Raw genomic sequence first — 22,145 nt, forward strand, 5'->3', positions numbered from 1 at the left:
TTAAAAATCAGCCATCTACCACCTTAGAGGTATATGGCTGGCAAATTGATTTACATCAATAAGTGCGCCGTGCGGAAGATTAAGGTGAAGGTAGAAAATTAAAAATTGAGGCAAAAATGAGCAAAGTCAAACTTGCCATCATCGGCAACGGTATGGTCGGCCACCGCTTTATTGAAGACTTATTGGATAAAGCAGATAAAGATCAATTTGAGATAACCGTCTTTTGCGAAGAACCGCGCATCGCTTATGACCGGGTTCATCTTTCTTCTTACTTCTCCCACCACACTGCGGAAGAACTGTCATTAGTTCGTGAAGGTTTTTATGAAAAGCACGGCGTCAAAGTGCTGGTTGGCGAACGCGCCATTACCATTAACCGCAAAGAAAAAGTCATCCACTCCAACAGCGGCCGTACCCTGTATTACGACAAGCTGATTATGGCGACCGGCTCCTATCCGTGGATCCCGCCGATTAAAGGTAGCGAAGGGCAAGACTGCTTTGTTTACCGCACCATTGAAGATTTAAATGCCATTGAAGCTTGCACCCGTCGCAGCAAACGCGGGGCAGTCATTGGTGGCGGATTGTTAGGGTTGGAAGCCGCAGGCGCACTGAAAAGCCTCGGAGTGGAAACCCATGTCATTGAGTTTGCTCCGGTATTAATGGCAGAACAGCTTGACCCAATGGGCGGTGACCAACTGCGTCAAAAGATTGAGCGCATGGGCGTCAGAGTTCACACCGGCAAAAATACGCAAGAAATTGTCCATAGCGGGCAAAACAGCCGCAAAACCATGCTGTTTGCCGATGGCACCCAGTTGGAAGTCGATTTTATCGTCTTCTCCACCGGTATCCGCCCACAAGACAAACTGGCTCACCAATGCGGTTTAGCCACAGCGCGCCGTGGTGGTATTGCTATCAATGATTATTGCCAAACCTCCGACCCGGATGTGTACGCCATTGGCGAGTGTGCATCATGGCAAGAGCGGACTTTCGGGCTGGTCGCACCGGGTTACAAAATGGCCCAGGTGACGGCTGACCATTTACTGGGGCGCGAAAATGCCTTCCAAGGCGCGGACATGAGCGCCAAACTCAAGCTCCTCGGTGTAGACGTCGGCGGGATTGGTGATGCCCACGGTCGCACTGAAGGCGCACGGAGCTATGTTTATCTCGATGAAAGTAAAGAGATTTACAAACGTCTGGTGGTCAGCGCTGACAACAAAAAACTGCTCGGTGCGGTGTTGGTGGGTGATACCAGCGATTACGGTAACCTGCTGCAATTAGCGCTGAATAATATTGAGCTACCGGAAAACCCCGACAGCCTGATTTTGCCAGCTCATGCGGGCAGTAAACCAGCGATGGGGGTTGATTCCCTGCCGGATAGCGCACAAATCTGCTCCTGCTTTGATGTCACCAAAGGCGACATTATTCAAGCCATCGGCCAGGGTTGCCATACCGTAGCAGCGCTTAAATCGGCGACGAAAGCCGGTACCGGTTGCGGCGGCTGTATTCCCTTAGTGACCCAAGTGTTGAATGCCGAACTGAGCAAGCAAGGCATTGAATTTAATCATCATTTATGCGAACACTTTGCCTATTCGCGCCAAGAGCTATATCATCTGATTCGCGTGGAACAGATTAAAACTTTCGATGCTCTGCTGGAAAAATACGGCAAAGGTTATGGCTGTGAAGTGTGTAAACCGACGGTGGGTTCACTGCTGGCATCCTGCTGGAATGAATATATATTGGAGCCGCAACACACCCCGTTGCAGGATACCAACGACAATTTCCTCGGCAATATCCAAAAAGACGGCACTTACTCGGTTATCCCGCGCTCACCGGGCGGTGAAATCACACCTGACGGCCTGCTGGCCATTGGCCGCATTGCCAAACAATATAATCTCTACACCAAACTGACCGGCTCACAGCGCGTCGGGATGTTCGGCGCGCAAAAAGACGACCTACCGGCTATCTGGGCGCAGTTGATTGAAGCGGGCTTTGAGACCGGACACGCCTATGCCAAAGCACTGCGTATGGCAAAAACCTGTGTCGGTAGCACCTGGTGCCGCTTTGGCGTGGGTGACAGCGTCGGCTTCGGTGTCGCACTGGAACACCGCTACAAGGGCATCCGCACCCCACACAAAATGAAATTTGGTGTCTCCGGTTGTACCCGTGAATGTTCTGAAGCACAGGGCAAAGATGTCGGGATTATTGCCACCGAAAACGGCTGGAACCTGTATGTCTGCGGTAATGGCGGGATGAAACCTCGCCATGCAGATTTACTGGCAGCGGATCTGGATGAAGAAACCCTGATGCGCTACCTCGATCGCTTTATGATGTTCTACATCCGCACCGCCGATAAACTGCAACGCACCTCAGTATGGCTGGAAAGTTTGGAAGGCGGGATTAATTACCTGCGTGCCGTCATTCTCGACGACAAACTGGGCATTAATGATCAACTCGAAGCTGATATTGCCCGCCTGCGCGACAAAGTCACCTGCGAATGGAAAGTCACCGTCGAAAACCCGGCGGCGCAAGTCCGTTTCGCCCACTTTATCAACAGCCCACTACGTGACCCGAATGTACAAGTAGTGCCTGAACGTGAACAACATCGCCCGGCCCGTCCGGATGAACGCATCCCTGTTCGGGTGCTGGAACTGGAGGATAACTTATGAGTCAGTGGATTCCACTTTGTCCATTAGCCGATATTTTGCCCGGTAGCGGCGTATGTGGCCTGATTGGTGAGCATCAAGTCGCGGTATTCCGGCCTTATGCCGACGAACAGGTGTTTGCCATTAGCAACATTGATCCCTTCGCTCAGGCCAGTGTGCTGTCGCGCGGATTAATTGCAGAACATCAAGGTGATTTGTGGGTAGCTAGCCCACTGAAAAAACAACATTTTCGCCTGCATGATGGCTTCTGTCTGGAAGATGAAACGCGCTCGGTTGCCCATTTTGATGCGCGGGTTCGCGACGGCATAGTGCAAGTCAAAGCGTGATAGATAACTGGGGGATCCGGTCAATCTGGATTCTTAACAAAAATAACATCAACTATCCCCCAAAGATATTGGCGTTGCAGCAAGGCAGCCAACGAGCTAATCCCGATGAGCTGACATAAGTCAGTGATTCGGGTTGGTGAGTGCAGCGAACACCGCTGCGGCGTCAAGAGCAAGGGGACTGGGAAAGAGTATGTATACAGACACCATTAACAAATGCGCGGCCAACGCAGCCCGCATCGTCAAACTGGCAAAAGAAAGCCCGCTGGGCTTTTGGATTGGTTCGGCGATGGCCGGTGCTTATGTCGGCCTTGGCATTATTCTGATTTTTACCCTGGGAAATCTGATTGACCCCGCTTACCGTCCATTAGTCATGGGGGCCACCTTTGGTCTGGCGCTGACTTTAGTGATTATCGCTGGTTCTGAGCTGTTTACTGGCCACACCATGTTTCTGACCTTTGGGGTCAAGGCGGGCACTATTAAATCCAGCCAGATGTGGGCAGTATTACCACAAACCTGGTTGGGAAATCTGTTGGGTTCTGTTTTTGTCGCCCTACTTTATTACTACGGCGGCGGTAATCTGCTGTCTGTCGATACCAGTTTGGTGCACACCGCGGCGCTGGCAAAAACCTCTGCGCCCGCTATGACCTTATTCTTTAAGGGTGTACTATGTAACTGGCTGGTTTGTCTGGCGATCTGGATGGCAATTCGGGTAGAAGGTGCAGCTAAATTTATCGCTATTTGGTGGTGCTTGCTGGCCTTTATTGCCTCCGGTTACGAACACTCCGTAGCCAATATGACGCTGTTCGCCTTGTCCTGGTTCGGTCATCACAGCGAGGCTTACACCTTAAGCGGCATCGGTCATAACCTGCTGTGGGTGACATTGGGGAATACTTTGTCAGGCGCAGTATTTATGGGGTTGGGCTACTGGTATGCCACCCCACGGGAGCAACGCCCACAGCCAGCGGCCATCAACACGCCACAAGCCGTGAAAGAGTGAGTTATACGAGGTTAATGGCAAAACGATTGATAGCTCAGTGAGTGAAGGGTTTACCGCACCTAGGGGTGCTCCGGCGACTTACGTCGCTACGACCCCAACGGCACGATTCCCCTTCAATTGACTTAGCCAGCAGTCAGATACCCGAATTCACCAGCTCTTAGGGGCTGGTTTTACCCCTAGCGGCCTCAACCTAAAGGATTGCCCATGGACTACTTCCCGATTTTCTGCCAACTGCAAAACAAAGCCTGCCTGCTGGTCGGTGGGGGTGAAGTGGCCGAACGTAAAGCCCGCTTATTGCTGGATGCGGGTGCTGCCGTCACCGTCAATGCCTGTGAATTTACCGAGCAGTTTCATGATTGGGCGGAACAGGGGCTACTTTCATTAGTTAGCGGCGAATTCGCACCGGAACTGTTGGCAGAAAAATGGTTGGTGATTGCCGCAACTGATCAGGTGGTCGTCAATGCGTTGGTCTATCAAAGTGCCAACCAACAGCGGGTGTTCTGCAATGTGGTTGATGACCCGAAGCGCACCAGTTTCATTATGCCATCAATCATTGACCGCTCTCCTATCATGATAGCTATCTCTTCTGGCGGAAAAGCTCCGGTATTAGCGCGATTGCTGCGAGAAAAACTGGAAGCTATGTTGCCACAGCATTTGGGCCAATTGGCACAGTTGGCAGGCAATTTACGCCAGCGGGTAAAACAGCATTTTGCCGCCATGACTGACCGTCGCCGCTTCTGGGAAAAACTGCTCACCCACGACCGTCTGGCGCAATCACTGGCTAATGAGGATCAGGTACAAGTCGAGCAACACGTTGAGCAACTGTTCAATGCGCCACTGTCTGATCGCGGCGAAGTAGTATTAGTCGGAGCCGGGCCGGGGGATGCTGGTTTGCTGACATTGAAAGGTTTACAGCAGATTCAGCAAGCTGACGTGGTGGTATATGACCGCCTGGTGTCCGATGAAGTGATGAATTTAGTGCGACGCGACGCCGAGCGAATTTTTGTTGGTAAAGAGTCTGGCCGCCACACCGTACCGCAGGATCAAATCAATCAGATTTTGCTGCAACAGGCGCAACAAGGGAAACGCGTGGTGCGTTTGAAAGGCGGCGACCCGTTTATTTTTGGCCGTGGCGGCGAAGAACTGGAAACACTGGCAGACTACAATATTCCATTTTCTGTGGTACCGGGAATTACCGCTGCATCTGGCTGTTCAGCCTACAGTGGCATTCCACTGACCCATCGCGATCACGCCCAGAGTGTGCGGCTGATTACCGGCCACGCCAAGAAAGACAGTCAGTTGGATTGGGCAAATCTGGCGGCAGAAAAGCAAACTTTAGTGTTCTATATGGGCCTATCACAGGCCGGAGAGATTCAGCAGCAACTGATTCGACACGGCATGCCAGCGGCAACCCCTGTTGCTCTGGTCGAGAATGGCACCTCGCGGCATCAGCGGGTGGTCAGCGGCGAATTGAGTCAGTTGGCACTGCTTTCGCAGCAAGTCAGCAGCCCAAGCCTGATTATCGTCGGCAGTGTGGTCAGCTTACGTGAAAAACTGAATTGGTTTTCCAGCGCGGAACATGGCAAAACAGGGATGAAGGAACAAGTTGAAAGAGTGGGTTAAGCCAAATTTGAGTCAGAAGGGGGAAGGCTCCCCCTTCGAATGACTTATTGATTCACTTATGGATGTGCAACAAAACCAATAGCTTCATACACTTTCGCCAGCGTATCTTGTGCGCGAGCACGCGCCTTAGCCGCACCTTCACGCATCACTTCCTGCAAGAAAGCCTCATCTTCGCGATATTGATGATAACGCGCCTGAAGCTCGCTCAGCATGCCAGAAACTGCATCGGCAACCGCACCTTTCAAATGACCATACATTTGGCCTTCAAACTGGGTTTCCAGCTCAGAAATAGACTGGCCTGTCACACCTGACAAGATATCCAGCAGGTTAGACACACCGGCTTTCTTCTCGGTGTCATAACGGATAACCGCTGGCTCATCAGAATCGGTCATGGCGCGTTTAATCTTTTTCACCACAGATTTAGGATCTTCCAATAATTCGATGACGTTATTGCGGTTATCATCAGATTTGGACATTTTTTTGCTCGGATCCTGCAAGGACATCACCCGCGCACCGGCTTTTGGAATAAACGGCTCTGGGATTTTGAAAATATCACCATACAGATTATTGAATCGGCTGGCGATATCACGGCTCAGTTCCAGGTGTTGTTTCTGGTCTTCACCAACCGGTACCTGGTTAGTCTGATACAGCAAAATATCCGCCGCCATCAATACCGGATAATCGAACAAACCGGCGTTAATATTTTCAGCATAACGGGCTGATTTGTCTTTGAACTGAGTCATGCGGCTCAGTTCGCCGAAATAGGTGTAGCAGTTCAATGCCCAGCCCAGTTGAGAGTGCTCTGGCACATGGGATTGAACAAAAATGGTGCTTTTCTGCGGATCAATGCCGCAAGCCAGATACAACGCCAAGGTGTCTAAAGTTCTTTTGCGTAGCAACGCCGGGTCCTGACGTGCCGTGATGGCATGCAAATCAACAATGCAATAGATGCAATCATAGTCATCCTGCATCTGTACCCACTGACGCAGCGCACCCATGTAATTGCCAATCGTCAATTCGCCGGACGGCTGCGCGCCGCTAAATACGATAGGTTTTTGTTTATCGGATACAGCAGGTATTTCAGTGGGTTTACTCATTTTATACTTCCTGATCTTTTAAAGATGGTAGCCCGATGGCGGGCAACAGACAGGCAAAGTGCTCCAGCACACAGTCAGGATGACTGGTGGCAATAGCTTCACCGTAGTTATATCCATAGGTCAGCCCGACACAAGGGCAACCCGCCGCCTGCGCGGCCATTATGTCATTACGTGAATCACCAACAAACAGCATCTCATGGGCATGCAAGCCAAGTTTGGCTAACAATAAATACAATGGAGCTGGATGCGGTTTCTTCACCACTACATCATCACCGCCAATGATAACGGAGAAATAATCGGCAATCCCCAGTGACGTCAGCAAAGGTGCAACAAAAGGCGTGGGCTTATTGGTAATCAGACCCATCGGCAAACCACTGGCCGCCAGTTGTTCCAATGTCGCTTTCACTTGCGGGAATAGCTGACTTCCCTGCTCAACCGTCTGGGCGTAATAGTGGTCAAACAATTCACGGGTATGCGCCACAGATTGTGCATCTGGCTCGCAGCCAGCCCAGCGCAATGCACGCTCGACTAACACATCAGCGCCATTGCCAATCCAGGTTGATACCAAATCTTTACCGGCAACCGGCAAGTTTTGATGTGACAGCGCCATATCAATCGCGCTGGCAAGCCCCGGAGCGCTATCAACCAATGTGCCATCCAAATCGAAAGCCACACCGCGGATAGAGTCGAACTTAGTCATTGGCAGACATCGCCAGTTCACTGCGCATGGCATCAATGACTGCGGCGTAATCTGGCTGATTGAAAATAGCCGAACCGGCAACAAACATATCTGCACCTGCTGCCGCGATATCGCGGATATTATCCACTTTAACGCCACCATCCACTTCCAAACGAATGTCATAACCGCTGTCATCAATCAACTTACGCACCTGACGCAACTTGTTCAGCGTTTCAGGAATGAAGGATTGACCGCCGAAGCCGGGGTTCACCGACATCAACAAAATGACATCCAGCTTATCCATTACATAGTCAAGATAGCTAAGCGGAGTGGCTGGGTTGAACACCAAACCCGCCTTACAGCCACTCTCTTTGATGAGCTGCAAGGTGCGGTCAACATGTTCTGAGGCTTCAGGATGGAATGTGATATAGGTGGCACCTGCTTTGGCAAAATCCGGGACAATACGGTCGACCGGTTTTACCATCAGATGTACATCAATAGGGGCAGTAATACCGTAATCACGCAGAGCCTTGCACACCATCGGCCCGATAGTCAGATTAGGAACGTAATGATTGTCCATCACATCAAAATGCACAACATCAGCACCGGCGGCGAGTACCTTGGCGGTATCCTCACCCAGACGGGCAAAATCTGCTGACAGAATAGACGGGGCAATTAAAAACTTTTTCATCCGCTTCTCCAAACGTATCTCTTTGTTTTATGAGGCGTCAGCGTGGCAAGCTTTCTCTCTCACAAACCATGGGTTTGAATCTTTACTGAGCGGCAGTCCCCGCTCAGCTATACAGCGCCAAAAGCTCATTCACTTTACTACGGCCAAGGATATTCCGGCTGATAGTGCGGCGCGCTTTGACCACATGCAGTGACGCCTGATGATACCAATCGCGCGTCAGTTCTGTGTCGTGATTAGAAATCAGAACCGGGATCTTGTTTTCTGCTGACAGCTGGTAAGCCAGACGAGCCAGATTCTGTTGATCCGCCAGACCAAAGTTACTGGTGTGATATGCCGTAAAATTAGCCGTCGCTGATAATGGCGCATACGGAGGATCGCAGTAAACCACCGCCCCGTGCACCGCTTTTAGCAAAGTTTCCTGATAGTGCTCACAAACAAAAATGGCATTTTGCGATTTTTCAGCAAACCAATACAGTTCATTTTCCGGGAAATAAGGTCTTTTGTAACGACCAAAAGGCACATTGAATTCACCGCTCAAATTATAACGGCACAGACCGTTATAACAATGGCGATTCAAGTAGAGAAACAATAATGCACGGCGATAGGCATCGGTGCTGGCGTTAAACTCTTGACGCAGTTGGTAAAACTGTTCGGAATTATTGAAATCACCGGTGAATAAAACACGAGCATCCCGCACGAAGTCATCAGTGCGGTCCTTCACGATATTGTAGAGGTTGATCAGATCACTGTTGATATCGGCCAGTATGTAAGATTCATACTCGGTGTTAAGGAACACTGAACCCGCACCGACGAATGGCTCTATCAAGCAGTCTCCCGCTGGTAGATGGCGTCGAATGTCATCAACCAGCGGATATTTCCCACCAGCCCATTTTAAAAAAGCGCGGTTTTTCTTCATGCCGTCAGTTAGCTACTTAATAATTCAGAGCCGCAGATTGTACTCTGTTTCAGACAGCACATCAGCGCACAAATAAGAATGATTTATTTTCTAAGGTCTTGCTGTACTTGTTGTACAGGTTTAACCCACGGTTTTTTCGCCTGAACATCGGCAGGTAATGTGGCTATCGCCCTTTTTGCATCAGCAGAAGAGGCGTAATTACCACTCACCAGGATGTACCAAGGCTTACCATCACGTTTAGTTTCATACACATGATAGTCAGATAATTTTTGCTGTTTAGCATAAGCATTCAAGGTATCTGAACGCGATGCACTGCTCAATTGCAACGTAAAGTGGCTGCCAGGGGCATTTTTCAATGCGCTGCTGCCAGCTGAGCCTGACTTCACCCCTGCGGAAGCGGCTGGAGATACTGCCGTAGTCGGATTTTTATGGCTAACCGCAGGTTGTTTAGTCGCAGCTGTGGCCTGTTTCTGCGCCGGGTGAGTAATGGTTTCCCGTGCTACTGGCGCTTTGGCCCCTTTCGAGGTCGAAACCGTCGCTGGCGCTGTTGGCAATGTGGATGTCTGACCATCATTCATGTTCTGAGACAAGGTATCTACCTGCCCCTGAGCCTGAGAGAGTGCATCAGACATATTACCAGGCAATTCAACACGTTGAGTCGGAGCGTTGGCAGAAGACTGCGGCGCGGCCTCAGTCGGTGTCGGAGAAATCGGCGGAACATTGATATCTTGTGGCTGAGCGTTGTTCTTCACGCCATTGGCATCATGTCCATCGGTGGTGTTATTTGCCACACCTGGTTGAGTATTATTGCCGCTGGTCAGTGAGGATGAATCAGACAGATTGATGTTTCGCGCAGCATCCACATTTGGATTTTGTTGTGATGCTTCGTGCTCTGTCGGTGCTTTCAGGGCTGAACCGATGGCAATAATAATCAATAACAGCACTAAAATGCCGATACCAATCATCATATGTTGGCGTGAAACAGCAAGCTTAGGCCCAGTCGAGGACTTACGGGCACGTGTAGGGCGACGGTCACTACTATCTGGTTTCAGATCGTCTTCCGGCTTTAAATCATCCATCTAAACCCTCCAACTAGAGGCAAAAGCCTACCGCATTTATCATTGCAGCCCGGCTGATTGATTTTACTGACTGCTAACAGGCTAAACCGCCCGCAGCAAAGGAATATGATAAAACGTATAATATCGTACTTATGCCATTTTCTATAACTGGCAATCAGCGATAGACGCCAGCACCATGTCATGTGCAATACCGCTACGAATCTCTGACTGACCTATCGCAGTTGGCAGTACCAGACGAAGCTCGCCGGCCAGCACTTTTTTATCTCGCATCATGTGTGGCAAATAGGACTCTGGCGTCATTTTCTGCGGCCCACTGACTGGCAGACCAGCACGTAAAAGCAGTTTCTTGATACGCTCAACATCTTCAGCTGAGAACTGGCCCAATCGACGGGAGGTGTGCGCGGCCATCATCATTCCAGCGGCAACAGCTTCCCCGTGTAGCCAGACGCCATAACCCATTTCGGCCTCAATGGCATGACCATAAGTATGACCCAAATTGAGTAAAGCGCGCATCCCGCTCTCTTCCCGTTCATCGGCAGCGACAACATCGGCTTTCAATTCACAGCAACGACGGATGCAGTAGGCTAATGCCGACATATCCAGTGCAAGAAGTGAGTCGATATTGGTTTCCAGCCACTCAAAGAAAGCTGCGTCAAGAATGATGCCGTATTTGATAACTTCAGCCAGCCCGGAAGCAAGCTCACGTGAAGGGAGGGTTTTAAGACAATTAAGGTCAACCACCACCGATGCGGGCTGGTAGAAAGCACCAATCATGTTCTTACCCAATGGATGATTCACTGCGGTTTTACCGCCGACAGAGGAATCCACTTGAGAAAGTAAAGTAGTAGGAACTTGAATAAAACGAACACCGCGCTGATAGCACGCGGCGGCAAAACCGGTCAGGTCGCCTACTACACCGCCACCCAAGGCGACAAGTGTAGTATCACGACCGTGCGGTTTTTCCAGAAGGGCAGAAAATACCTGCTCCAGAACGCTCAGAGATTTATACTGCTCGCCATCAGGTAAAATCACCTGATCGACTTTAATGCCGCCTTGTTCCAGTACTGCCCGGAGCGAATCCAGATAGAGTGGCGCTAGCGTTTGGTTGGTTACCAGCATGACCTGGTCACCCGCCTTCAGCGGCTTAAAAGAGGCCGGATCATTGAATAACCCAGCAGCGATCGTAATCGGGTAGCTACGCTCCCCTAACGTGACAGTAATCTTCTCCATGTCGCGCCCAGTAACCTTCTTAACTTACGCCCGCGGGCATTAGTAAAATGCTAAAATCAGTTACTTTCCAGCATGTTGATAATCTGGTTAGCAACAACTTTCGCGCTTTGATCGTCAGTGCGGATGGTGACATCTGCAATTTCTTCGTACAACGGATTACGTTCTTTTGCCAGTGCTTCTAACACTTCACGCGGAGGCGAATCAACCTGCAACAACGGACGTTTTTTGTCGCGCTGCGTACGGGCCAACTGCTTTTCGATCGTGGTTTCCAAGTACACCACAACGCCACGGGCTGACAAACGGTTACGGGTTTCTCTGGATTTAACAGAGCCACCACCGGTTGCCAGCACAATGCCTTGTTTTTCCGTCAGTTCATTAATAACTTTTTCTTCACGATCGCGGAAACCTTCTTCGCCTTCCACGTCGAATACCCAGCCCACGTCAGCTCCGGTACGTCGCTCAATTTCTTGATCAGAGTCGAAAAACTCCATATTGAGTTGCTGAGCTAACTGACGACCAATAGTGCTTTTGCCGGCACCCATAGGCCCAACCAGAAAGATATTGCGTTTCTCTGCCATGTTTTTGGTATTACTAAGACTATTCGTTAATGATAACCCGCCCCGCCAATCAAATTAGCAACGGGACCTAAACTGAAACCTCATGAGCGATAGTGCGAGATCAGACGAAAAATTATCTCAGCACTTCTGGTAGTTTGGCAACCGAATAAATCGTTGTACACGTCGTGGGAGGGAAACCATACGTTTTTATCGGCGTATCAACGTTATTAAAAACCTCGGAGCTCAATTCGGTAACCCTTGTAAGCTAAATCCGAGGCAGCGTCAAATTTAGAAGCCCCCAATCACACAAAAAGTTGCAGAAAGTCACCAAGATTGACCTGTTTTCATCAATCAGCACCTCATAATACTCAAGCACTGATTAACCTTGGCGTGATGAAAATAACTAACTCCCGACGGCTTTGTTGCCGGGCATCCTGTTTAAACAACCCACCCAACCAAGGAATATCGGCCAATATCGGGACTTTATTAAGCCCGTGACTGCTTTTTTGCTGGAAAATCCCGCCTAACACAATCGTTTCGCCATCATTTACCGTAATTTGGGTTTGTATTTCCTGCTTATCTATTAATAAAGTTTCACTATCACCACGTTTCATCGCCATTCCTGGCATATTTTGGCTGATTTTTAAGTTTAAAGTAATTTTACCATTCCGCAGTATTTTCGGTGTGACCTCCATCCCTAGCACCGCTTCTTTAAACTCAATCGTGGTCGCCCCTTTTTTACCCTGCGAGACAGTATATGGAATATCGGAACCTTGCTTGATACTGGCGGTTTGTTGATGAGAGGTCACCAACCGAGGGCTGGCAATTATATCAACCTGATTTTCCTGTTCCAGTGCGCTCAACTCCAGTTCCAGTAGCCTCCCCCCAATGCGGGCAACATTAAAACCGGCGCTGACGGCACTATTTGGTAGAGGCAAATTTACATTAAAATCACTCATGCGAAGTGAGGCGGTGGGTTTGGTATCCCCCATACCCCAGCGGACACCAAGTTCTTGCAAGTTTTCGCGGCTCATGGTCACGATATGCGCGGCCAACTGGACTTGCTGTAAGGGCAAATCCATCTCTGCCAGCCAATTTTTTAATAATGCTAATGATGCGGGAGTATCGCGAATTAATAATGTATTTGTACGTTTATCTACCACTACGCTGCCCAGCGGGGACAATACCCCCCCTTCCGCCAGATTCAAACTGTCGGCAACTTCTTCGGCATTGGCATATTGTAAGGCGATGCTCAAATTACTCAGCGATTCCGGCGCGGTTTTTTGTTCCGCCCGCAATTGCCTTTCCTCACTATCCTGTTCGGTGAAAACCAACATCACCGCCCCTTCCCGCTCGACTTTCAGGTGACTCATCCGTAAAACGATTGCAAGCGCTTGATCCCAAGGGACATCCACTAGCCGGAGGCTGAGATTTGCGCCAATATCCGACGCAATGACTAAGTTTAATTGCTGATAATCAGCCAATGCTTGTAATACCACGGAGGCGGGGGCATCTTGAAACTCCAGTGAAACTGGTTTGCCACTGTTGGCATCAATGGCAAAAGAAGTGGTGAGCAAAACACCGCACAACAGAAGTGTGGATAATGGCTCTCGCGCCATACAACATGCAGCCCAAAGCCAGTTTTTGATTTTAAATATGATTGTGATTTTAAATAACGAAACTCTCATCAGATTCATTCCTTTTAATACTGATTATTAATGGGTTAGCGCATTGAAAGCACCACAGAACCCGATGAGCCTGAGCATGATCGCTCCGCATTGACATGCTGGAGGCTAACCTGCCGCTCACTGATGTGAGTTATCTGCCAATAGGGCAATAAGCGCGTTTCTATCGCCACCTTTTGCCACTGACCTTCTGAACGTTGTACCCAGCCAATATGATAATCTACACCGCGGACAATGCCCTGCAATCGCCATCCGACAAGCGTTTTCCGATCATCATCACAAGATGCCGTTGATATTCGCTCAAAAGGATTGCGCCCAACCTCTGCCAATAGGGATTCTGCACCCGCAGCCGGAAACTGTGATACTGCGACCAGTAGCCCTCCGATCACCCACGCACCCTTACGGTGATCACTCACTTCCACCTCCGGCAAGATACTCCTGTAGGGTTAGTTTCACGGTCAGCGCATGGTTATCACGCGTAATATCAATTAGTTGGATTTGAACCGGTGATGGAGTGGAGGCTAACTGACGAAGTAAATGGCGTAATCCATAAAAGTTGATCCGTAAGGTCGCCGCCCATTGTTGTTGCTCGACAACACCCGCTCCGCCGCCTGCCACAAGCGGTTCAGATTGCCGCTGCCAACTTATAACCTGACCACCAAAAGGCCCAATCCATTTGCCGACTAAATGTGCTATTGAGCCACCGGGTTGCTGTCGCGATGCTTCTGCTACACTCAACGCAGTCAGTTCCTGTTGAAGAGAAAATAGCGATGGCAACAGTGCCAACTCTGACTGTTGGCGCTCAACCTGTTGTTGGTGTTGGATAATTTCCTGAGTGCTGAACTGCTGCTGTTGCCATTGAGGTCGTAGCAGCATGCTATAAACTCCTAAACCAATCAGCCCCAGTAGCCCCCATTGATATAAGCAGAGCTGCCAACCAGGCCGATCCAGCCAACGTTGCAACTGTTTATTCATCACTCACCCCCTCCTGAGGCCAATCCGCCTGTGCCAGAAACCGAAAATGCCCATCATCCCGTTGAGCAATCCGCTGTAGGCGCACATTTGCCAGTAGAGATTGTCGGCCCAATCGCGCTAAAAAATCATGGATCGCGGCGTAATCTTGGCTCACTGCCTCGAAAACCAGCTTATCGCTTTGCGGTATCAGGCTGATCAACCAGCAGTTATCGGGAATTTGCTGGGATAGCTGTTGCAGTAACACCGAGTAGCGATGGGCAGATTGATGCATTTGCCGATACATCTGTATTCGCTGCTCCGCACGCTGTTTTCGCGCCATGAGTTGTTGCACCTGTTGATGCTGCTGGCTCAATACAGACTGCTGTTGCAAAAGTGCCCTCAGACTGCCTTGTTGGCTGATTTGTCGTGAGTGTAACTGCATCTGCATAACCACCAGAGAGATGGCAAAAAGTATCCCTTGGCACAAACCTATGTTGCGCCAAAATCGGTAGCGAGATAGCTGACGGGCTGTACGCCATGATGAAAAGTTAACTTGATACATCAGTCATCTACCGGGCGTAATGCCAGCCCTCCGGCTAAGGTGAATGCTGCCGGTGATGAAGGCAAGGGAGGTTGATACTGAGTAAATGCAGCAAAAGGTGACCAGAGTGCAGTATTTTCCGGTGCGGGCTCATCCATGATACTGCTGTAATACACTTTGACTGTCTTATCACTCAATGCAGAATATTGGGTCTGAAGTTGCGTCAATAATATCGATAACGGATTGAGCATATTAGAGCCGCCCTCCGGTGCATCGTCGGTTTCGATAGCCACCACACCGAAGATAAACGGCATGTCACTGGAGGAAACCCACAGCCACTCATGTGCCAGCCGATGGACTAACCAATAAGGCCCCACTAAATCGGCTGCCGTCGCCATATAACGTAGAGCGCAGGGAGTGATATCAATGATGTGTGATGCCAGATCAGCCTGTTGTAAGCATTCTTGCCATTGGCGAACTTCTGACTGGCGAGCAGCAGTGATTAATAATTCACGCTCAGACACCGCCCGATAATCCAGCGCCAATTCCTGGCTGTTTAGCGGGAAAAGCTTGCTTGCCACTGCATGAATGAAGCCCTCGCGTTCGGGTTCGCGTAACCGCCGATCCGGGGCGGGAATGGTCTGCTGCAAAATGCGCTGTGCTGGTAATGCAATGCGTAATGAAATATGTCTCGGTAATTGTTTGCGTAATAATTTGAGTTTGTCGCTAACCACATCTGGCTGTTGTAAAATACCTTCCCGCACAGCCCCATAAGGTAAGGTTTGATGCCACCAGTACCGCAGTTGCCAACCATAGCGCCGTCTGACAACCGCCAAGGCGCGTATCGCCTCCATTTGAATATCTAGCCCAACCTGCCAATATTGTGTGTACATCTTTGTCGACCTCCGTGTCGAGACAGAATAAAAGAACGTATCCATGTAACGGGCTTGCCTTTATACTACGGCGCGGTTGTTTATAAACTGCCCAATTGACATTGAATGGGAAATCTCAGGTGAAGTTCGTAAAGTATTTTTTGATCCTTGCGGTGTGTTGCATTTTACTGGGAGCAGCCTCGATATTTGGCCTGTACAAATATATTGAGCCTCAGCTACCCGACGTTGCCACATTGAAAGATGTCCGGCTGCAAACACCTATGTTGGTGTATAGCGCCGAAGGCGAATTGATCGCCCAATACGGTGAAAAGCGCCGTATCCCGTTGACATTAAAACAAATTCCACCAGAAATGGTGCATGCGTTTATTGCCACGGAAGATAGCCGATTCTATGAGCATCACGGTGTGGACCCGGTGGGTATCCTACGTGCGGCTTCTATTGCTATGGTGTCGGGGCGCGCCTCTCAAGGGGCCAGTACCATCACCCAGCAGTTAGCGCGAAACTTTTTCTTAAGCCCGGAACGAACCTTGATGCGTAAAATCAAGGAGGCTTTTCTGGCCATTCGCATTGAACAGCTACTGACCAAAGATGAAATTCTTGAGTTGTACCTGAACAAGATCTATCTGGGTTACCGCGCCTATGGTGTCGGGGCGGCGGCGCAGGTTTATTTCGGTAAAGAAGTCAATGAGTTGACTCTCAGCCAGATGGCGATGATTGCCGGTTTGCCAAAAGCGCCATCAACTTTCAACCCGCTTTACTCACATGACCGCGCTGTTGCACGTCGTAATGTGGTGTTGTCGCGCATGTTGGATGAAAAGTACATCACCCAAGCGCAGTACGATCAGGCTCGCAGTGAAGAGTTGGTTGCCAACTACCATGCGCCGCAAATTGCTTTCTCAGCACCTTATCTGTCCGAAATGGTGCGTCAGGAAATGATTAAGCGCTATGGCGAAAACGCCTATACCGACGGTTATCAGGTCTATACCACTATCACCAAAAAGCTTCAGCTCGCGGCGGTGGATTCCTTACGCGCCAATGTGTTGGCTTATGACATGCGCCACGGCTATCGTGGCCCATCCAATGTGTTATGGAAGGTGGGCGAAAGCGCATGGAGTCGTGAGCAAATTATTGATTCACTGAAAACACTGCCAGTCTATGGCCCACTGTTGCCTGCGGTTATCACTGAGGCAAATGCGGAACAGGCAACGGCCATGTTGGCTGATGGTAGCAGCGTGACATTACCGATGGCCGGTATGCGCTGGGCACGTCCGTATAAATCTGACAATGCTCAGGGACCGACACCTAAAAAGGTCACCGATGTTGTTCAGCCAGGTCAGCAGATTTGGGTCAGAAAAGTGGATGACAACTGGTGGCTCGCTCAAGTACCAGATGTCAACTCTGCCTTGGTTTCTATTGACCCGAATAATGGTGCGATTAAAGCGCTGGTAGGTGGTTTTGACTTTAACCAAAGTAAATTCAACCGTGTTACACAGGCATTGCGTCAGGTTGGTTCAAATATCAAACCTTTCCTGTACACCGCGGCGATGGACAAAGGCCTGACCTTGGCAAGCATTCTCAACGACTTGCCGATTACGCGTTGGGATGCCGGTGCGGGTACCGACTGGCGACCAAAAAATTCACCACCGACTTATGATGGCCCGATTCGTTTGCGTCAAGGTTTAGGTCAATCGAAAAACGTGGTGATGGTGCGAGCCATGCGCGCCATGGGTGTGGATTATGCGGCTGAATATCTGCAACGCTTTGGTTTCCCTGCACAAAACATCGTGCATTCAGAATCATTGGCGCTGGGTTCCGCTTCATTTACGCCATTGCAGCTAGTCCGAGGTTATGCGGTGTTGGCAAACGGTGGCTATTTGGTCGATCCGTATTTCATCACCAAAATCACCGATGATACCGGCAATGTGCTGTTTGAAACGAAACCGAAAATTGTTTGTGAAGAGTGTAACTTGCCAGTTATCTACGGCGATACGCAGCGCTCTGTAGTGCTATCCGACGATAACACCGAAAATGTGGCGACTTCACAAACCAATAATGCCAGCAATGTGCCAATGCCGGAGCTGGAACAAGTCACTCCAGCACAAGCTAAGCTCAATAGCGATGAGCAGTATGCACCGCATGTAATAAGCACACCGCTGGCGTTCCTGATTCGCGATGCATTGAACTCCAACATCTTCGGTGAACCGGGCTGGATGGGGACAGGCTGGCGTGCTGGGCGCGATTTAAAACGCAAAGATATCGGCGGTAAAACCGGTACCACCAACAACTCGAAAGATGCTTGGTTCTCCGGCTACGGCCCGGACACTGTGACATCAGTCTGGATTGGTTTTGACGATCATCGCCGTGACTTGGGTCGTAGTACTGCATCTGGCGCAATTTCTGACCAGATATCAGGCGCTGAAGGCGGGGCGAAAACGGCTCAACCGGCGTGGAATGACTTTATGAAAGCAGCCCTTGAAGGTTTGCCGGAAAAACAAGTCGCGCCACCACCGGGTATCGTCAGTGTAGTGATTGATAAGCAAACAGGTAAGCTATCCACAGGTGGGCCAGGTAGCCGCTCAGAATACTTTATCGAGGGGACACAGCCTACCGAATATTCGGTACATGAAGCGGGTACGACGCTGATGGATAACGGCCAGACTCACGAACTGTTCTGATAATTGAGTCACTGCTGATAAGCCGGGGGTCGCAAGATCACCCGGCTTTTTTATTCGAGCAGCTCAATATTAAGCGATACCCGCTTTAGCCAGAAATGCCTGGGCCAAAAACAGTGCGCTGACATTTCGGGCTTCGCAAAAACCCGGTTCATCAAGCAGTGCCATCATATTCGCAATCGGCCAGCGCACTTGTGGCAGCGGTTCTGGCTCATCACCTTCCAGACTTTGCGGATAGAGGTTTTGCGCGACAACAATGTTCATTTTGCTTGAGAAGTAGGAGGGAGCCATCGTCAGCTTGCTAAGGTAATCAAAACGCTCTGCGCCAAAGCCAACTTCCTCCATCAACTCACGATTAGCGGCCTCTAATACACCTTCGCCGGGATCAATGAGCCCTTTAGGGAAGCCCAACTCATATTCTTCGATACCCACGGCATATTCGCGGATCAGCAGTAAGTCATTACCAATAATTGGCACAATCATAACGGCTTCGCGATTCGCTGGGCGCATGCGCTCATAAACACGTTGTACGCCATTGCTGAACTCCAAATTCACCGCTTCAACAGTAAACAAGCGGGAGCGGGCAATCGTTTCTATTTTATGTATTTTAGGTTTTTGCAGGTGTTTCATAATGGCCCCAAATTAAAACTCGCCGCCGGTCGGACGCACATCGGGGTAGTCAGGCTCATAATATGGTTACTTAATAAGCCACTTTTTACCTATGCGGATTAACCCGACTCTTTATACTGGATTTTATTAGAACTTGATCACATTGTGCGTTAATGAGAACCTTTATCGCAATGTCAGTTAGATATAATTTACCTGTTTTTAACATGGCGGCGAGTTTAGTCAAGATTCAACCGGTTAATTATCATCCTATATCTGCGCAATATCAGTTAAAACTTGTGTTTGAAAATAGGATTATGCTGATATTACCGATGTTTTAGCCTTGCTATCCTTATTAGTCTACGAGCAGTTTAAGAGCACTTGTATTAGGTTATTTGATGAATAACGCTGTTATATGCCTCTGTACTGTGTTTATGCGTAATATGTACCCTAAATAATTCAAGTTGTAGCAAGGCGGCAAATGAAAGCAGCCAACGCACATGCAGTTTGCCGCATGTTGGGTATGATGCATTATTTCATAGAGTTGACGTAAGTCAGGGGCGCTCGCATGGGGATGGGATGAGCACAATAGTCTTAATATTGGCCTTACTGTTGACCAGTCTGATCACAGTGGGTTTGTTGTGGTGGTTCCGATTCCGCCGACCTATCCCCGTAACTGCAACACTGCCGTTCGCGAAACCCACGCACCGAAAACTGACACCGGAAGAGCGGGTCAACATTGAAAACTATCTTCTAAATCAACAAGATAAAATTGGATTTAAACCCCAGTCAACGTTTGACACCCGAACCCTGACAAATAGTGCGCTTTCGCCCGCTAAACTGATTTTAATACCTCAAAGTGACAATGTTTATGCGGTAACCCGCGCGATTACCCGCTATGGTGTAGCAACTGACGAGCCGAACAAATGGCGCTATTATCTTGATTCTATTGAAGTTCACCTGCCGGCTTCATGGGAACAATATATTACTCAGGATAATGACGTCGAACTTATCCAAACCCAAACGATCCCTTTGGTTATTTCCCTCAACGGGCATACGCTGAAAAATCATCAGTCAGAGAACACTTACCAGCCTATTTTATCTTCCGTGGCGCAAAACGCGTCAATCCGCAAGGCGGATAGCGAACATATTGAGCTACTGAATATCCGCAAGGAAACCCCGGAAGAATATGCCCTGCATGGCACTAACGGCTTGAAAGAAGCTGGGGCCATTTGTTTGGCATTGCTGTTACTGTTCTTTGCACTGACTGGCCCTGCGGTAACGCTGCCCTGGCTTATTATTGTGGCGGCAACACTGACTGGCTGGGCATGCTGGAATATGTTCCGCCCACTATCTGAAAAAGATTTGCGGGAGGTTCATTGCTTAAGTGGCACACCAAAGCGCTGGGGCCTGTTCGGTGAGTCAAATCAGGGGCAGATGAATAATATCTCGCTCGGGATTGTCGATCTGATCTATCCGGCACATTGGGGGCCTTATTTTGCTCATGATTTGGGCAAAAAAACCAATATTGATATCTACCTAAATCGTCAGGTTGTACGTCAGGGGCCGTTTTTGTCCCTGCATGATGAAATGAAGCACTTTCCCCTACAACGCTGGGGGAAAAACCTGACATTAATGGCCGGCTCACTGTTGGTGATGGCGTTATTACTGATCTACGTGCCGCTGGGGCTGCCACTAAAATTGAGTGTCGCCTGGTTGCAAGGTGCGCAAAGCCAGCAGGTGACCAGCGTTGAAGCATTAGAAAAAATGCCGCTCCGTATTGGCGATATGCTGAAAGCACAGGGAATGGGGATGTGTTATGTCCCGCCGAACACTCAAAACTCGCACAGTTTTGTTTTCACACCTTTTGATTGCTCCGGCATCTATTGGAATAATGCAGCACCATTGCCGCAACCTGAATCTGAGATCATTGAAAAGGCGGCATCGCTGGTAGCTACCGTCAATCAACAGCTACACCCCCAAGGTTCGGATGCTAACGTTAACCCACAACTGGCAACCGCTATTGAAAAGTCCGGTATGATTTTACTGGATAACTTTGCAGATATCGTCTTAAAAACACAGGCATTATGTGGTGGTGATGCTGATTGTATTCGCCTGAAAAATGCTTTGGTGAATTTGGGGAATGCCAAGAATTGGTCAGGGCTGGTGAAACGAGCACAGTCAGGTACCTTAAAAGGCATGAATGTGCTGTTACGCCCGGTCAGCGCCGACACTCTGGAAAATCTGGTTAAAACGGCAACCTCATCATTTGTTTACCGTGAAACTCATCTGGCGACAGAAGCCTTGAACAGCCCGCCACCGGGTGGGTTCCTGATTACCAGCGATGAGGGGAAACAGTTAGTCAATCACCCTGCACCCTCGGTTCCTCTGTTCGATTACAGTGCGTTGGAGCAGTGGCGCGAATTACAGCGGCTCTCAGGGCTGCTACTCAATACTCCATTTAAGGCTGAAGGTATCATTACCAATATCACCACCGATGCCAATGGAACTCGCCACATTGCATTACACAGCGAACCGGATATCGTGACACTCGGTCGTTATTTGGGCACCAGCCTGCTGCTGCTGGTTCTGATTGTGTGTTTAGTGGTGAATACCACCTTATTTATTCGGCGCGTCCTGAAAAACCGTAGTCGCATGGATAATATTCAACGCTATTATGATAATTGCTTCAACCAACCCCTCACTCCAGCGCCTTTCCTACGTTAGCCCTTTTTCGTTTATCATTAGTCTTATTTACGCCCTAAATAATTCGAGTTGCAGGAAGGCGGCCATTGAGTGACAAATTGGTTGTAAACCATTTTGAACAGCGCTTGCGCTGGCCCGCAGGGTGAGCCTCTGATGAGGCTCATAATCTCCAAGAGCTTACACAAGTAAGTGACTGGGGTTATTGAATGCAGCCAACGCACATGCCGCTTGAA

The 22,145-nt window shown here is 49.5% G+C and carries 19 protein-coding genes; 6 read left to right on the forward strand and 13 right to left on the reverse strand.

The window, feature by feature from the left end:
* Positions 1–116: 116 nt before the first annotated feature.
* From nirB to cysG, 4 genes are all read left to right on the forward strand, one after another.
* Positions 117–2,663, forward strand: a complete 2,547-nt coding sequence (gene nirB, locus FGL26_RS14545; protein WP_005174685.1) for a nitrite reductase large subunit NirB — start codon at positions 117–119, stop codon at positions 2,661–2,663.
* Positions 2,660–2,986, forward strand: a complete 327-nt coding sequence (gene nirD / locus FGL26_RS14550) for a nitrite reductase small subunit NirD (protein WP_005159717.1) — start codon at positions 2,660–2,662, stop codon at positions 2,984–2,986. Before nirB ends, nirD begins: the two co-directional genes overlap by 4 nt.
* A gap of 190 nt (positions 2,987–3,176) precedes the next feature.
* Positions 3,177–3,983, forward strand: coding sequence for a nitrite transporter NirC (gene nirC, locus FGL26_RS14555; protein WP_005174686.1), 807 nt, complete (start codon positions 3,177–3,179; stop codon positions 3,981–3,983).
* A gap of 204 nt (positions 3,984–4,187) precedes the next feature.
* Entirely contained in the window at positions 4,188–5,606 is a 1,419-nt protein-coding gene (cysG, locus tag FGL26_RS14560; protein WP_005174688.1) for a siroheme synthase CysG, read from the forward strand.
* Between the two features lie 56 nt (positions 5,607–5,662).
* Here cysG and trpS read toward each other — a convergent pair whose 3' ends face one another.
* From trpS to pilM, 12 genes are all read right to left on the reverse strand, one after another.
* Complete coding sequence (trpS, locus tag FGL26_RS14565) at positions 5,663–6,703, reverse strand: tryptophan--tRNA ligase (protein ID WP_005174691.1); 1,041 nt, start codon at positions 6,701–6,703, stop codon at positions 5,663–5,665.
* A 1-nt stretch (position 6,704) separates the two neighbouring features.
* Positions 6,705–7,403: a phosphoglycolate phosphatase gene (locus tag FGL26_RS14570; RefSeq protein WP_005174693.1), complete on the reverse strand. Its 699-nt coding sequence runs from the start codon at positions 7,401–7,403 to the stop codon at positions 6,705–6,707.
* The gene (gene rpe, locus FGL26_RS14575; protein WP_005174695.1) at positions 7,396–8,073 is read right to left on the reverse strand and encodes a ribulose-phosphate 3-epimerase; all 678 of its coding nucleotides are present in this window, start codon (positions 8,071–8,073) and stop codon (positions 7,396–7,398) included. Before rpe ends, FGL26_RS14570 begins: the two co-directional genes overlap by 8 nt.
* A 103-nt stretch (positions 8,074–8,176) precedes the next feature.
* Complete coding sequence (dam, locus tag FGL26_RS14580) at positions 8,177–8,989, reverse strand: adenine-specific DNA-methyltransferase (RefSeq protein WP_005174698.1); 813 nt, start codon at positions 8,987–8,989, stop codon at positions 8,177–8,179.
* An 83-nt stretch (positions 8,990–9,072) separates the two neighbouring features.
* Entirely contained in the window at positions 9,073–10,068 is a 996-nt protein-coding gene (locus FGL26_RS14585; RefSeq protein WP_005174700.1) for an SPOR domain-containing protein, read from the reverse strand.
* 141 nt (positions 10,069–10,209) lie between these two features.
* A complete protein-coding gene (gene aroB / locus FGL26_RS14590) occupies positions 10,210–11,298 on the reverse strand; it encodes a 3-dehydroquinate synthase (protein WP_005174702.1) in 1,089 nt (362 codons plus the stop codon).
* Between the two features lie 56 nt (positions 11,299–11,354).
* Positions 11,355–11,876, reverse strand: coding sequence for a shikimate kinase AroK (gene aroK, locus FGL26_RS14595; protein WP_004391482.1), 522 nt, complete (start codon positions 11,874–11,876; stop codon positions 11,355–11,357).
* Between the two features lie 347 nt (positions 11,877–12,223).
* On the reverse strand, positions 12,224–13,543 hold the full coding sequence (hofQ, locus tag FGL26_RS14600) for a DNA uptake porin HofQ (protein WP_005174704.1): 1,320 nt from the start codon (positions 13,541–13,543) through the stop codon (positions 12,224–12,226).
* A gap of 35 nt (positions 13,544–13,578) precedes the next feature.
* A complete protein-coding gene (locus FGL26_RS14605; protein WP_032903172.1) occupies positions 13,579–13,929 on the reverse strand; it encodes a DNA utilization family protein in 351 nt (116 codons plus the stop codon).
* Positions 13,930–13,948: 19 nt separating this feature from the next.
* Positions 13,949–14,515, reverse strand: a complete 567-nt coding sequence (locus FGL26_RS14610; RefSeq protein WP_005174707.1) for a hypothetical protein — start codon at positions 14,513–14,515, stop codon at positions 13,949–13,951.
* Positions 14,508–15,056 carry a PilN domain-containing protein gene (locus tag FGL26_RS14615; protein WP_005174710.1) on the reverse strand — a complete coding sequence of 183 codons (549 nt, stop codon included), beginning with the start codon at positions 15,054–15,056 and terminating at the stop codon, positions 14,508–14,510. The genes FGL26_RS14610 and FGL26_RS14615 overlap by 8 nt, the downstream gene beginning before the upstream one ends.
* Complete coding sequence (pilM, locus tag FGL26_RS14620; protein WP_005174711.1) at positions 15,056–15,928, reverse strand: type IV pilus biogenesis protein PilM; 873 nt, start codon at positions 15,926–15,928, stop codon at positions 15,056–15,058. The genes FGL26_RS14615 and pilM overlap by 1 nt, the downstream gene beginning before the upstream one ends.
* Before the next feature lie 119 nt (positions 15,929–16,047).
* On the opposite strand from pilM, the gene mrcA reads away from it, so the two are divergent.
* Positions 16,048–18,603: a peptidoglycan glycosyltransferase/peptidoglycan DD-transpeptidase MrcA gene (gene mrcA, locus FGL26_RS14625; RefSeq protein WP_005174714.1), complete on the forward strand. Its 2,556-nt coding sequence runs from the start codon at positions 16,048–16,050 to the stop codon at positions 18,601–18,603.
* Between the two features lie 69 nt (positions 18,604–18,672).
* Here the strand turns inward: mrcA and nudE are convergent, their stop codons facing one another.
* The gene (gene nudE / locus FGL26_RS14630) at positions 18,673–19,230 is read right to left on the reverse strand and encodes an ADP compounds hydrolase NudE (protein ID WP_005174715.1); all 558 of its coding nucleotides are present in this window, start codon (positions 19,228–19,230) and stop codon (positions 18,673–18,675) included.
* A gap of 555 nt (positions 19,231–19,785) precedes the next feature.
* On the opposite strand from nudE, the gene FGL26_RS14635 reads away from it, so the two are divergent.
* Entirely contained in the window at positions 19,786–21,933 is a 2,148-nt protein-coding gene (locus FGL26_RS14635) for an intracellular growth attenuator family protein (RefSeq protein WP_005174717.1), read from the forward strand.
* Positions 21,934–22,145 lie beyond the last annotated feature (212 nt).

This window comes from Yersinia enterocolitica subsp. enterocolitica (assembly GCF_901472495.1).
In the GTDB taxonomy this organism is placed as follows: domain Bacteria; phylum Pseudomonadota; class Gammaproteobacteria; order Enterobacterales; family Enterobacteriaceae; genus Yersinia; species Yersinia enterocolitica.

Bases quoted from the DNA above. Each gene is read 5' to 3' on its own strand.
- nirB (WP_005174685.1), top strand. From the start codon at position 117: ATGAGCAAAGTCAAACTTGCCATCATCGGCAACGGTATGGTCGGCCAC.
- nirD (WP_005159717.1), top strand. From the start codon at position 2,660: ATGAGTCAGTGGATTCCACTTTGTCCATTAGCCGATATTTTGCCCGGT.
- nirC (WP_005174686.1), top strand. From the start codon at position 3,177: ATGTATACAGACACCATTAACAAATGCGCGGCCAACGCAGCCCGCATC.
- cysG (WP_005174688.1), top strand. From the start codon at position 4,188: ATGGACTACTTCCCGATTTTCTGCCAACTGCAAAACAAAGCCTGCCTG.
- trpS (WP_005174691.1), bottom strand. From the start codon at position 6,703: ATGAGTAAACCCACTGAAATACCTGCTGTATCCGATAAACAAAAACCT.
- FGL26_RS14570 (WP_005174693.1), bottom strand. From the start codon at position 7,403: ATGACTAAGTTCGACTCTATCCGCGGTGTGGCTTTCGATTTGGATGGC.
- rpe (WP_005174695.1), bottom strand. From the start codon at position 8,073: ATGAAAAAGTTTTTAATTGCCCCGTCTATTCTGTCAGCAGATTTTGCC.
- dam (WP_005174698.1), bottom strand. From the start codon at position 8,989: ATGAAGAAAAACCGCGCTTTTTTAAAATGGGCTGGTGGGAAATATCCG.
- FGL26_RS14585 (WP_005174700.1), bottom strand. From the start codon at position 10,068: ATGGATGATTTAAAGCCGGAAGACGATCTGAAACCAGATAGTAGTGAC.
- aroB (WP_005174702.1), bottom strand. From the start codon at position 11,298: ATGGAGAAGATTACTGTCACGTTAGGGGAGCGTAGCTACCCGATTACG.
- aroK (WP_004391482.1), bottom strand. From the start codon at position 11,876: ATGGCAGAGAAACGCAATATCTTTCTGGTTGGGCCTATGGGTGCCGGC.
- hofQ (WP_005174704.1), bottom strand. From the start codon at position 13,543: ATGAGAGTTTCGTTATTTAAAATCACAATCATATTTAAAATCAAAAAC.
- FGL26_RS14610 (WP_005174707.1), bottom strand. From the start codon at position 14,515: ATGAATAAACAGTTGCAACGTTGGCTGGATCGGCCTGGTTGGCAGCTC.
- FGL26_RS14615 (WP_005174710.1), bottom strand. From the start codon at position 15,056: ATGTATCAAGTTAACTTTTCATCATGGCGTACAGCCCGTCAGCTATCT.
- pilM (WP_005174711.1), bottom strand. From the start codon at position 15,928: ATGTACACACAATATTGGCAGGTTGGGCTAGATATTCAAATGGAGGCG.
- nudE (WP_005174715.1), bottom strand. From the start codon at position 19,230: ATGAAACACCTGCAAAAACCTAAAATACATAAAATAGAAACGATTGCC.
- FGL26_RS14635 (WP_005174717.1), top strand. From the start codon at position 19,786: ATGAGCACAATAGTCTTAATATTGGCCTTACTGTTGACCAGTCTGATC.